This is a genomic window from Enterobacter pseudoroggenkampii, assembly GCF_026420145.1.
GTDB lineage: Bacteria > Pseudomonadota > Gammaproteobacteria > Enterobacterales > Enterobacteriaceae > Enterobacter > Enterobacter pseudoroggenkampii.
The window spans coordinates 1,093,169-1,104,750 of sequence record NZ_JAPMLV010000001.1 but is presented as its reverse complement, the minus strand read 5'-3'; the positions used below and the strand labels follow the sequence as shown (position 1 = coordinate 1,104,750).

Here is an 11,582-nt window from a genome sequence, read left to right as displayed (position 1 = left end):
ATCGGGAGGGAGAAGGCTCTCCCTCCACGTAAATCAGTGCAGCGCAGCCGTCAGACCGGCCGCGACAATCAGAGCCAGCACAATAACGGTGGTGAACAGCGAAAACTTCAGATCGGAACTCATCAATTTTTCTCCTTTTAATCCCCCCACGAAAAGTGAGCCTGCTCATTTTTGCATAATTTACGTCAAAAATCTTCCTGGATTTAGGCTGATAAACACTTTACCTCTTCCCCTTTTCATCAAGATAGGACAAAATTCCACGCTAAATTTATTAGCGTACCGGCCATTGACCCCCTCCTGACGTCCCGTGTCGTTTTCCCGGCGTGCCGCAATTCAAGATTGCGTGATAAGGGTGAGAGAAGGCAAACGTTTACCTTCAAGTTTTTCAGGAGTTTAGGATATGGTCTGGAGTGACATTTAATGGCAACAATTAAAGACGTAGCAAAACGCGCAAACGTTTCCACTACAACCGTATCACATGTAATTAACAAAACCCGCTTTGTGGCGGAAGAGACGCGCAACGCCGTCTGGGCAGCGATCAAAGAGCTGCACTATTCGCCAAGTGCGGTTGCGCGCAGCCTCAAGGTTAATCACACCAAGTCCATTGGATTGCTGGCCACCAGCAGTGAAGCGGCCTATTTTGCCGAGATCATTGAAGCGGTTGAGAAAAACTGCTTCCAGAAAGGTTATACCCTGATTCTGGGCAACGCGTGGAACAGCATTGAAAAACAGCGCGCCTACCTGTCGATGATGGCGCAAAAGCGCGTTGATGGCCTGCTGGTAATGTGTTCCGAGTACCCGGAATCCGTGCTGTCGATGCTCGAAGAGTATCGCCATATTCCCATGGTGGTCATGGACTGGGGTGAAGCGCGCGCGGATTTCACTGATTCCGTTATCGATAATGCCTTTGAAGGCGGCTATATGGCCGGTCGTTATCTGATCGAACGCGGTCACCGCGAGATTGGCGTGATCCCCGGTCCGCTGGAGCGCAACACCGGCGCGGGCCGTCTGGCCGGTTTTATGAAAGCGATGGAAGAAGCGCTGATCAACGTGCCGGAAAACTGGATTGTGCAGGGCGACTTTGAGCCGGAGTCGGGCTACCGCGCAATGCAGCAGATCGTCTCCCAGCCACACCGTCCGACCGCCGTTTTCTGCGGGGGTGACATCATGGCTATGGGCGCGCTCTGCGCTGCCGACGAGCTGGGTCTGCGCGTACCGCAGGATATTTCCGTGATCGGGTATGACAACGTGCGTAACGCGCGTTTCTTCACGCCAGCGTTGACCACCATTCACCAGCCGAAAGATTCGCTGGGCGAAACGGCCTTCAATATGCTGATGGACAGGATCGTCAACAAACGTGAAGAGTCGCAGTCCATTGAAGTTCACCCGCGTCTTATCGAACGCCGTTCCGTTGCGGACGGTCCGTTCCGCGACTACCGTCGTTAATCGCTTTACGGGGCCAGCTATGCTGGCTCCCGTAACCATTCCCGGTTTAGCGTTTCGCTGTCTCCCAGATAATCCAGCAGCCAGGCCATCGCAGGCGAGACATCACTTTGCTGCCAGGTCAGGCAGCAGGCCGCATCCGGGAACGGATTCTCCAGCGTCAGCTCAACCCACTCTCCGGTATCGATGCGCGGACGCGCGAAATGAACGGGCACCATCGCGACGCACAGTCCGGCGCTGAGGCACGTCGCCGACGATTCCCAGTCAGGGGCCACCACCCGCCGCTGGTTGTCCAGAAGCCAGGTGATACGCTTAGGCAATGAACGGGAGGTATCCTCCAGCACCAGCGACGGCCAGTTGCGTAGCGTATCATCGCTGAGCGGCCCCTCCATCGCCGCCAGCGGATGATCGCTTGCCACCACGCACTTCCAGCTCAGCATCCCCATATCGCGAAAGGCGTAACGTCCCCCGACCGGGATCGCCTGCGTGGCCCCGATTGCCATCTCTGCCCTGCCGTCCGCCAGCGCATCCCAGACGCCGTTGAACACCTCCTGCGAGACCCGCAGCTCGACATCTGAAAAATGACGATAGAAATCGACGATCATCTGCCGGGTACGTTCCGGCTTAACGATGTTATCCACCGCGATGGAAAGATGCCCCCGCCAGCCGTTAGCGATCTGCTGACACTGTTCGCGGGTGATCTGCATTTTTTTGATAACAGAACGCCCTTCCTTCAAAAACCACGCCCCTGCGGGCGTTAATTCCACATCACGATGGCGCCGCTCAAACAGCGGAACCGCCAGCCACTCCTCCAACTGACGCACCGTGTAGCTGATGGCCGAAGGGACGCGGTGCAGCTCCTGCGCTGCACCGCTAAAGCTGCCGTTACGCGCGACAGCATCGACCACTTCAAGAGAATAATCTGACCACATTTTCTGCCTGCAAAAAATTTGAATGCACCCGCCAAATATTAGCGTTTCACAAGCGGCTTTGCACTCCCTACACTCTGCGCCAACGTACACCTGCCTCCTCAGGAGAATAAGAGAATGCAACCCAGGAAAGGATTTTTAGTCTGGCTCGGCGGCTTAAGCGTGCTGGGCTTTTTGGCCACCGACATGTACCTGCCCGCGTTTGCCGCGATGCAGGAAGACCTGCAAACCCCTGCGGCGGCCATCAGCGCCAGCCTGAGCCTGTTCCTTGCCGGTTTCGCTTTCGCGCAGCTCCTGTGGGGACCGCTCTCGGATCGCTTTGGTCGTAAACCGGTACTGCTGCTGGGTCTGGCCATTTTTGCCGTGGGCTGCCTGGGGATGCTGTGGGTGCGCGATGCCACCTGGCTGCTGGTGTTGCGCTTTATTCAGGCCGTGGGCGTCTGTGCTGCGGCGGTGACCTGGCAGGCGCTGGTGACCGACTACTATCCGGCTAACCGCACAAACCGTATTTTCGCCACCATTATGCCGCTGGTGGGTCTTTCCCCTGCCCTGGCTCCGCTGCTGGGCAGCTGGATCCTCGCGCACTTTGACTGGCAGGCCATTTTTGCCACGCTGTTTGCCATCACGCTGGTACTGATGCTGCCGGCGTTTGCCCTTAAGCCCGCGCATAAAAAAGAGGCGCATGCGGATGCGAAGCCGATTACCTTCACCTCCCTGCTGAGCGCCAAAGCGTATCGCGGCAATGTCCTGATTTACGCCGCCTGTTCGGCCAGCTTCTTCGCGTGGCTTACCGGCTCGCCGTTCATTCTGCACGATATGGGCTACAGCCCGGCGGCCATCGGTTTGAGCTATGTTCCGCAGACTATCGCCTTCCTGGTGGGCGGGTACGGCTGTCGCGCGGCGCTGCAAAAATGGGAAGGTCAGCAGATGCTGCCATGGCTGCTGGTGCTGTATGCGCTGAGCGTCATCGGCACCTGGGCCGTCGGGTTTATTCCGGGCGCGGGCCTGGCTGAAATTTTGATCCCCTTCTGCGTGATGGCCGTGGCGAACGGGGCGATTTACCCGATCGTGGTGGCACAAGCGTTACGTCCGTTCCCGCAGGCGACAGGCCGCGCCGCCGCGCTGCAAAATACCCTGCAGTTGGGTCTGTGCTTCCTGGCAAGCCTGGTGGTCTCGGCGCTGATTGCGACGCCGCTGTTAACCACCACCAGCGTGATGCTGGTCACCGTTGCGCTGGCGGTGATGGGCTATCGCATGCAGGCCTCCGCGCAGCGTGAGCAGGATAGCGGCGCTCAGGTGGAAACCTCACATGCCTGATTGCGCCAGAAATCATGTTACATTTCAGTGATTAGGTTGCTAACAATTTTCTATTGAATCACCAAATTTTGAGGCCTATACTAAATTTGGTTCGATTAAATACGATAAATATTAAGTGTTAACGGGAGCCGGAGCGCTCCCGTTTTACCATGGAAGGCATTTCGGCAAGGGTTATCTCCCTTCCTCTGTTCTACGTCGGATATTAGCCTCGCGGTATTTACCGTGAGATTTCTCACAAACCAAAAAAAGCGTCTACGCTGTTTGAAGGTTCTGATCACATCAGGGTGATGGAGAAGCTATGAGTTCATCGTGTATAGAAGAAGTCAGCGTTCCGGACGATAACTGGTCCCGGATCGTCAGTGAACTGTTAGGTCGAGCAGGCATCACTATCAATGGATCATCGCCATCCGATCCTCAGGTTAAACATCCCGACTTTTTTAAACGCGTATTGCGGGAGGGATCGTTAGGCCTGGGAGAAAGCTATATGGACGGCTGGTGGGAGTGCGAACGTCTGGATACCTTTTTTGCCAGCGTGCTGCGTGCCGGTCTGGAAAACCAACTCCCGCGCAATCTGAAAGACACCCTGCGCGTCGCCTCTGCCCGACTGTTCAATCTGCAAAGTAAAAAACGCGCGTGGATCGTCGGCAAAGAGCATTACGATCTCGGCAATGACCTGTTCAGCCGTATGCTGGACCCGTTCATGCAGTACTCCTGCGCCTACTGGAAAGACGCGTCGACGCTTGAGGAAGCACAGCAGGCAAAGCTGCGTCTGATTAGCGAGAAGCTGCAGCTACAGCCCGGCATGCGCGTGCTGGATATCGGCTGCGGCTGGGGTGGGCTGGCGTATTTTATGGCGAAGCACTATGGCGTCAGCGTAGTGGGCGTCACGATTTCAGCGGAACAGCAAAAAATGGCGCGGGAGCGCTGCCAGGGTCTCGATGTGGATATCCGGCTGCAGGATTACCGTGATCTGAATGAACAGTTTGACCGGGTCGTTTCCGTCGGCATGTTCGAGCACGTGGGGCCAAAAAACTACGACACCTATTTTGAGGTGGTGGATCGTAATCTGAAACCGGACGGCATCTTCCTGCTGCACACCATCGGCTCTAAGCGGACCGACAATAACGTTGACCCGTGGATCAATAAATACATCTTTCCGAATGGCTGTTTACCGTCCGTTCGCCAGATTGCCAACGCCAGCGAATCCCATTTTGTGATGGAAGACTGGCATAACTTTGGCGCGGATTACGACACCACGTTGATGGCATGGCATGCGCGTTTTCAGGAGACCTGGCCTGAGATTGCGGGCAACTATTCTGAACGATTCAAACGGATGTTTAGCTATTATCTGAATGCCTGCGCGGGGGCGTTTCGCGCACGGGATATTCAGCTCTGGCAGGTGGTATTCAGCCGGGGGATTGAACACGGACTGCGTGTCGCACGCTAAAAAATAACCCCGGATATCCGGGGTTATTTTTTATTCTTCTTCAGTGGTCTTTATTATTGCGGCTTCTTTTGCTGCCAGCACGCGCTCAACCGTATCCACCACCGCCTGGGTTTGCGGATCGATTTCGATATTCACGCGATGCCCCAGTTTTTTGGCGCCCAGCGTGGTGCGCTGCAGCGTTTCAGGAATTAAATGCACGCAAAAACGCGTTGGCGTCACTTCCCCCACCGTCAGGCTAATCCCATCGATGCCAATAAATCCTTTATAGAGGATGTATTTCATTAATGACGGATCCTGCATTTTAAACCAGATTTGACGGTTATTTTCCGAGGTCACGATTTTCGCCACTTCGGCAGTGGTCATGATGTGCCCCGACATCAAATGGCCGCCAATCTCATCGCTGAACTTCGCCGCGCGTTCAACGTTGACGGTATCGCCCACCGCCAGCTCGCCCAGGTTGGTGATGCGCAGCGTCTCTTTCATTAAATCAAAGCTAATCTGGTTGCCGTTAATTTCGGTCACGGTCAGGCAGCAGCCGTTATGCGCAATCGACGCACCGGTTTCAATGCCTTCAAGCATATATTCCGGCAGCTCAACAACATGAGTACGGAAATTAGGTTTTTCATCAATGGACACCACTTTGGCGGTGCCCTGCACAATACCAGTAAACATGCTTACAACTCCTGTTTTTTCCGGACGGTGGTGACACCGTTTAATCCCACCACAATAACAGTTGGAAAAACAGGTTGCCAGCGGAGCGCATTTTCTGGCGATTTTTTCACTAGATAAATAGCTAAAGCCCGCTACAATAGCTGGCACCCCCCTGCATTTTCTTCTCGCTGCCCGTTTCGGCGGCTTTTTTAGTCTCTCAAATAACAACAAAATAAAGGTGTTCACGTGCAGAAGTACATGAATGAAGCGCGCCAGTTATTGGCACTGGCTATACCAGTGATCATCGCGCAAGTGGCCCAGACCGCAATGGGATTTGTGGATACGGTAATGGCAGGTGGCTACAGCGCCACCGATATGGCGGCCGTGGCTATCGGTACGTCAATCTGGCTTCCGGCCATCCTGTTCGGCCACGGTCTGCTGCTCGCGCTCACGCCAGTTATCGCTCAGCTCAATGGCTCGGGTCGTCGCGAGCGCATTGCCCATCAGGTCCGTCAGGGGTTCTGGCTGGCAGGGTTTGTCTCCGTGCTGATCATGGTCGTGCTCTGGAACGCGGGCCATATCATCCGCGCTATGCATAACATTGACCCGGCCCTGGCGGATAAAGCCGTGGGCTATCTACGTGCCCTGCTTTGGGGTGCGCCCGGCTACCTCTTTTTCCAGGTAGCGCGTAACCAGTGTGAAGGCCTGGCGAAAACCAAGCCCGGGATGGTGATGGGTTTTATCGGGCTGCTGGTCAACATCCCGGTTAACTATATCTTTATCTACGGTCATTTCGGGATGCCGGAACTGGGCGGCGTCGGCTGCGGCGTGGCGACAGCAGCCGTTTACTGGGTGATGTTCTTCTCGATGCTTACCTTCGTGAAGCACGCCCGCTCCATGCGCGACATTCGCAACGAGAACAGATTCAGCACGCCGGACTGGAGCATCATGACGCGTCTGGTGCAGTTAGGGTTGCCGATTGCCCTTGCGCTGTTCTTTGAGGTGACCCTGTTTGCCGTGGTTGCCCTGCTGGTCTCCCCGCTGGGCATTGTGAACGTGGCCGGGCACCAGATTGCGCTGAACTTCAGCTCCCTGATGTTCGTCCTGCCAATGTCGCTGGCCGCGGCAGTGACGATTCGCGTGGGCTTCCGCCTGGGACAAGGTTCGACGCTCGATGCGCAAACCGCCGCGCGGACCGGACTGGGCGTCGGCGTCTGCATGGCCATTTGCACAGCGCTTTTCACCGTGGCGCTGCGCGAGCAGATTGCCCTGCTCTATAACGACAATCCGGAAGTCGTTACGCTGGCATCGCACCTGATGCTGCTGGCTGCGATTTACCAGATTTCGGACTCCATCCAGGTGATTGGCAGCGGCGTGCTGCGCGGTTATAAAGACACGCGCTCCATTTTCTTTATCACCTTCATCGCCTACTGGGTACTGGGTCTGCCGTGTGGTTATATTCTGGCCCTGACCGACCTTGTGGTTGACCGCATGGGACCGGCGGGGTTCTGGATGGGCTTTATCATTGGCCTGACGTCGGCGGCGATTATGATGATGATGCGCATGCGCTTCCTGCAGCGCCAGCCGTCAACGATCATTTTGCAACGCGCTGCCCGTTAAATACGCAGTAGCCGCCACCCGGCGGCTACTTTCTCTTCACTTTGCGCGGTAATACAGCAATCGCGTGAAATCAGAGAGAAAATTGCATTTTCCCTCTTGCCACCTCGGTGCTGTGCCGCTAATATTCGTCCCCGTTGTCACCGACAACACGTTGCGTTCATAGCTCAGTTGGTTAGAGCACCACCTTGACATGGTGGGGGTCGTTGGTTCGAGTCCAATTGAACGCACCATTCTGCGTCCGTAGCTCAGTTGGTTAGAGCACCACCTTGACATGGTGGGGGTCGGTGGTTCGAGTCCACTCGGACGCACCATTTCAGTCCTGAAATGGTGCAAATTCTCCTCTGATAGCCTGAATTTTCCTAATCCTTCATTTTCATTACTGTTCTCCTGCTACGCTTTTCTCATGGAAAAAAGAGAGGACAACCGTCGATGAAGAAAATCGCCATTATCGGTTCCGGCCCAACAGGGATTTATACCTTTTACGCCCTTCTTAAAAACGCGCAGCCGCTTTCGGTCTCCGTCTTTGAACAAAGTGATGAAGCGGGCGTGGGTATGCCCTATAACGACGACGATAACTCTCGTCTGATGCTGGCAAATATCGCAAGTATTGAAATCCCACCCATTTTTATGACCTACCTCGACTGGCTCAAGGGCCAGAGCGAAGCCCATCTGGCACGCTTTAAGGTTGATAAAGCCCGCCTGCATGACCGACAGTTCCTGCCCCGGCTCCTGCTGGGTGAGTATTTCCGCGACAGCTTTCGGTCCATCGTAAAAGAGGCGAAAAAACGGGGATTTCAGGTTGATGTCCATGAATCCGCCCAGGTCACCGATATCGTGCCCTCGAAAGAAGGCGTTACGCTTTCCGTCAACGGCAGCGCCTTTCCTGAACGCTTCGACCTTGCGGTTATCGCCACCGGCCACGTCTGGCCAGAGGAGGATGAAGCCACGCGCACGTTCTTCCCCAGCCCGTGGTCCGGTCTGATGGACGCCAGTATTCCTCCCTGTCGCGTCGGTATTATGGGGACATCGTTAAGCGGTCTCGACGCGGCCATGGCGGTCGTAATGCAGCACGGTGCGTTTCGCGATGATAAATTTGTGCTGAATAAAGGCTGCGAGGCGCTGAAGATTGTCCTGATGTCCCGGACAGGCATTCTGCCGGAAGCCGATTTTTACTGCCCTATTCCTTACGAGCCGCTGTCGGTATTGACCGAACGCGTGGTGGAAAGCGAGGTTGCCAAAGGACCGGATGGCCTGCTCGATCGTATCTTTGTCCTGATGGTCAAAGAGCTTCAGCTCGCTGACCCTGCGTGGAGCGAGAAAATGTCTCTGCATACGCTGAATGCGGACACCCTTCGTGAGGCATGGTTTGAGGATCGTAAACGGCACGGTCCCTTTACCTGGGCGGAAGATAACCTGAAAGAAGTTGAGAAAAATAAACGCGAACGCCGTACCGTGGCCTGGCGCTATACCGTGCTTCGGCTGCATGAAGTGGTTCAGGAGATCGTTCCCCATCTCACCGATCGAGACGTTGAACGCTTCAAACAGGGGCTGGCTCGGGTATTTATCGACAACTATGCCGCCATCCCTCCGCAGTCTATCCGCAGGCTGCTCGCGCTTCGCGAAGCCGGCATCATCAGCGTGGCCGCGCTCGGTGACGACTACACGCTGGATGTTGGCAGAGATCAAACGGTGATAACCACAAAAGAGACCGTTTACCGCTTCGACGTTTTTATTGATGCGCGCGGGCAAAAGCCGCTCAAAACGAAAGATCTGCCCTTCCCGACGCTGCGAAAACAGCTGGAAGCGACCGGCGATGAGATACCCGATATCGGCGAGGATTACACCTTAAAAGCGCCTGACACCGTTCGCGGGCGCATCACCTTCGGTGCGATACCGTGGCTGATGCACGATCGTCCCTTCGTTCAGGGGCTGGCGGAGTGTGCAGAGATTGCAGAGGCGATGGCGCAAGCGGCGGAAAAACCCGCGTCGGGGGTGCGGCGGAGATTGCCCTATTTTGAAAACTGACAGGGCATCCGTGCCCTGCTGTCGCGGATTACTCGAAGAAGACTTCCGGGTTTTCCGACAGCGAAACGAAGGTTTTCGTCTCTTTATTCAGGGCGAGGATTTCGCCGCTTTCAATGTCGTACACCCAGCCGTGCAGTCGGATGGAGTTATTACGCAGGCCCACCGCGACGGAAGGATGGGTCTTAATGTTGCTCAGTTGCGCAAACACGTTCTCCTGCACCATCGCATTGACCTTATCGATCGGCTTATCCCAGGTTTTTTTCTCCACCACGGCTTTCGCCGCGTCGGAATAGCGCAGCCAGTGTGACACGGCAGGCATCGGCTCCAGGTTCGCGTTATCGGCAATCGCCTTCATCGCGCCGCAGTTGGAGTGACCACAAATCACGATATCCGTGACGCCCAGCGCCACAACGGCGTATTCGATGGTAGCGGACACACCGCCAGGCTCGGGTCCGAACGGCGGCACGATGTTGCCAGCATTACGAATGACAAAGAGTTGTCCTGGCTCTTGCTGGGTGACAAGTTCCGGGACCAGACGGCTGTCGGAGCATGAGATGAACAGCGCTTTGGGATTCTGGCTGGACGCTAAACTGCGGAAGAGTTCTTTACGTTGCGGGAAAATCTCTTTTTGAAAGCTGAGAAAACCTTCAATGATATGTTGCATAGCAATGTCTCTTTTATCTGTTTTAGTTTAGGTATGATCGAGATCACACTCGTAAAGTTTACCCATCGTGGTTTACTTCAGACAAGCAATATATTTCTGGCCCGAGCGCTGCACAATTTCGTCCGCGTTAGCGAGGATGTTCTGCCCTTCGAACGCGCCGTACAGACGTTCAAACGTTCTGCCTTCCAGATGATTCACGACCGACGCCACGGTGCGGGCCGGCAGTGGAAGATAGTTCGGGTAGCTCCACATAAACGAGACGGCGTCTTTACCCGGCGTGACCTGCAGAATATCGCCCGCCAGCAGCACCCCGTCCCCCTCCTGCCAGTGCAGCACCGTTCCCCCGGCAAAATGCCCCCCCAGACGCAGCAAGGTGACCGACGGGAAAATCTCCAGCGCATCCCCCTCCCAGAAATGAATGGCCGGGCTGTCGCGCATCACCCACTCGCTGTCGCTGGCGTGCAGGTACACCGGCGCATCATACGCCGCAGCCCACTCCTGCATCGTGGTGTAATAGTGCGGATGTGAAATCGCAATCGCGCTGATGCCGCCGAGGGCGGTAATGAGCGTTTTGGTTGCGGGGTCGAGGTTGGCGATACAGTCCCAGAGAATATTGCCGTGGGGCGTTTGCAGCAGCAGCGCCCGCTGGTTGATCGCAAACGCCGGGACCGTTTTGATCCCAAACAATCGCGGCTCCAGCTGCTGCCATTTGTTGCTATGCGTGGCGGTGACGGTATCGAGATCGGTCCACGCCTGCCCCGTGCTGGGGACATACTGGCGTTCATCCTCGCAGATCGGGCATTTCTCAGGCCGTGTATCGTAAGCCGTTCCGCAGGTTTTACAGAGTGTAATCATGTGCTCTCCTCAGCGATAAAGCACTGAGTATGGCAGGGATTATCCTTATGTGCTGCGAGGTACATTGCTGGCTTTTTTTACCCTATACTGTGCCAGTATCGAAAACTGAACAGAGCAGGTGCAACATGGAAATTGATCTCGATAATTTAGTCTTTAACGGTCTGGATGAAGCAGAAGAGCGTAATGCGGAACGTCTGGACGACGCGGATAAAAAAGCGCAGGCGATTGTCGCCGACGACGACTGCGGCGACGCCTGCAAGATCTAATAAAAAAGCACCGGGAAACCGGTGCTTTTTTATTTCACTCGTTAAACGTCACGCACACCTCGTTCCAGTACGTTTCGCGCGTGCGGCGCAGTTCAGCGTGACGTTTTATCATGGAACCACTCCGGGTCAATGTTGGCAACGTCCACGCCATACAGGCTGGCGACAGGCAGTATTGACTCAAGAACACGTTGCGCGCTGTTCTCCGCATTCACTGGTCGGGTCGCAAAAAACCGCCGTAACGTGCTTATCCACTTTTTCATCGCCTTACCCTCTCTCGCCGTGTCTGACCTCAGTTAAGCACTCAAATGCCGCGCGGGTGAAATACCAAAATCCACTGTCCATGTGCAGGATTTGCAAATAGCCTC

Annotated in this window: 12 protein-coding genes and 2 tRNA genes; 8 read left to right on the top strand and 6 right to left on the bottom strand. The window is 55.4% G+C overall.

All coding sequences use genetic code 11. The features are described 5' to 3' along the window. Nucleotides 1–33: 33 nt before the first annotated feature. Nucleotides 34–123, bottom strand: a complete 90-nt coding sequence (cydH, locus tag OTG14_RS05415; RefSeq protein WP_020688313.1) for a cytochrome bd-I oxidase subunit CydH — start codon at nucleotides 121–123, stop codon at nucleotides 34–36. Nucleotides 124–420: 297 nt separating this feature from the next. Here cydH and purR point away from each other — a divergent pair, with 297 nt between their 5' ends. Beyond that, complete coding sequence (gene purR, locus OTG14_RS05410; protein WP_023335431.1) at nucleotides 421–1,446, top strand: HTH-type transcriptional repressor PurR; 1,026 nt, start codon at nucleotides 421–423, stop codon at nucleotides 1,444–1,446. 17 nt (nucleotides 1,447–1,463) lie between these two features. Here the strand turns inward: purR and punR are convergent, their stop codons facing one another. Then, the gene (punR, locus tag OTG14_RS05405; RefSeq protein WP_024909370.1) at nucleotides 1,464–2,375 is read right to left on the bottom strand and encodes a DNA-binding transcriptional activator PunR; all 912 of its coding nucleotides are present in this window, start codon (nucleotides 2,373–2,375) and stop codon (nucleotides 1,464–1,466) included. 114 nt (nucleotides 2,376–2,489) lie between these two features. Here punR and punC point away from each other — a divergent pair, with 114 nt between their 5' ends. Then, nucleotides 2,490–3,689, top strand: a complete 1,200-nt coding sequence (gene punC / locus OTG14_RS05400) for a purine nucleoside transporter PunC (RefSeq protein WP_061715420.1) — start codon at nucleotides 2,490–2,492, stop codon at nucleotides 3,687–3,689. 298 nt (nucleotides 3,690–3,987) lie between these two features. Continuing rightward, the gene (cfa, locus tag OTG14_RS05395; RefSeq protein WP_032651018.1) at nucleotides 3,988–5,136 is read left to right on the top strand and encodes a cyclopropane fatty acyl phospholipid synthase; all 1,149 of its coding nucleotides are present in this window, start codon (nucleotides 3,988–3,990) and stop codon (nucleotides 5,134–5,136) included. Between the two features lie 30 nt (nucleotides 5,137–5,166). On the opposite strand, the gene OTG14_RS05390 is transcribed toward cfa, so the two are convergent. Then, nucleotides 5,167–5,808 carry a riboflavin synthase gene (locus tag OTG14_RS05390; protein WP_032651017.1) on the bottom strand — a complete coding sequence of 214 codons (642 nt, stop codon included), beginning with the start codon at nucleotides 5,806–5,808 and terminating at the stop codon, nucleotides 5,167–5,169. Between the two features lie 225 nt (nucleotides 5,809–6,033). Here OTG14_RS05390 and mdtK point away from each other — a divergent pair, with 225 nt between their 5' ends. From mdtK to OTG14_RS05370, 4 genes are all read left to right on the top strand, one after another. After that, a complete protein-coding gene (mdtK, locus tag OTG14_RS05385; RefSeq protein WP_024909374.1) occupies nucleotides 6,034–7,407 on the top strand; it encodes an MdtK family multidrug efflux MATE transporter in 1,374 nt (457 codons plus the stop codon). 153 nt (nucleotides 7,408–7,560) lie between these two features. Beyond that, nucleotides 7,561–7,637 (top strand) — tRNA-Val (locus OTG14_RS05380). A gap of 4 nt (nucleotides 7,638–7,641) precedes the next feature. Next, a tRNA-Val gene (locus OTG14_RS05375) sits at nucleotides 7,642–7,718 on the top strand. Between the two features lie 118 nt (nucleotides 7,719–7,836). After that, the gene (locus OTG14_RS05370) at nucleotides 7,837–9,432 is read left to right on the top strand and encodes an FAD-NAD(P)-binding protein (protein WP_267214693.1); all 1,596 of its coding nucleotides are present in this window, start codon (nucleotides 7,837–7,839) and stop codon (nucleotides 9,430–9,432) included. Nucleotides 9,433–9,460: 28 nt separating this feature from the next. Here OTG14_RS05370 and OTG14_RS05365 read toward each other — a convergent pair whose 3' ends face one another. Both OTG14_RS05365 and OTG14_RS05360 read right to left on the bottom strand, forming a co-directional pair. After that, a complete protein-coding gene (locus OTG14_RS05365; RefSeq protein ID WP_024909376.1) occupies nucleotides 9,461–10,096 on the bottom strand; it encodes a carbonic anhydrase in 636 nt (211 codons plus the stop codon). A gap of 72 nt (nucleotides 10,097–10,168) precedes the next feature. Then, nucleotides 10,169–10,951 carry an MBL fold metallo-hydrolase gene (locus OTG14_RS05360; protein WP_090417258.1) on the bottom strand — a complete coding sequence of 261 codons (783 nt, stop codon included), beginning with the start codon at nucleotides 10,949–10,951 and terminating at the stop codon, nucleotides 10,169–10,171. Between the two features lie 125 nt (nucleotides 10,952–11,076). Between OTG14_RS05360 and OTG14_RS05355 the strand changes: the two genes are divergently transcribed. Next, a complete protein-coding gene (locus OTG14_RS05355) occupies nucleotides 11,077–11,217 on the top strand; it encodes a hypothetical protein (protein ID WP_003857665.1) in 141 nt (46 codons plus the stop codon). Nucleotides 11,218–11,309: 92 nt separating this feature from the next. Here OTG14_RS05355 and OTG14_RS05350 read toward each other — a convergent pair whose 3' ends face one another. Continuing rightward, nucleotides 11,310–11,477 carry a hypothetical protein gene (locus OTG14_RS05350; protein ID WP_014831607.1) on the bottom strand — a complete coding sequence of 56 codons (168 nt, stop codon included), beginning with the start codon at nucleotides 11,475–11,477 and terminating at the stop codon, nucleotides 11,310–11,312. Nucleotides 11,478–11,582 lie beyond the last annotated feature (105 nt).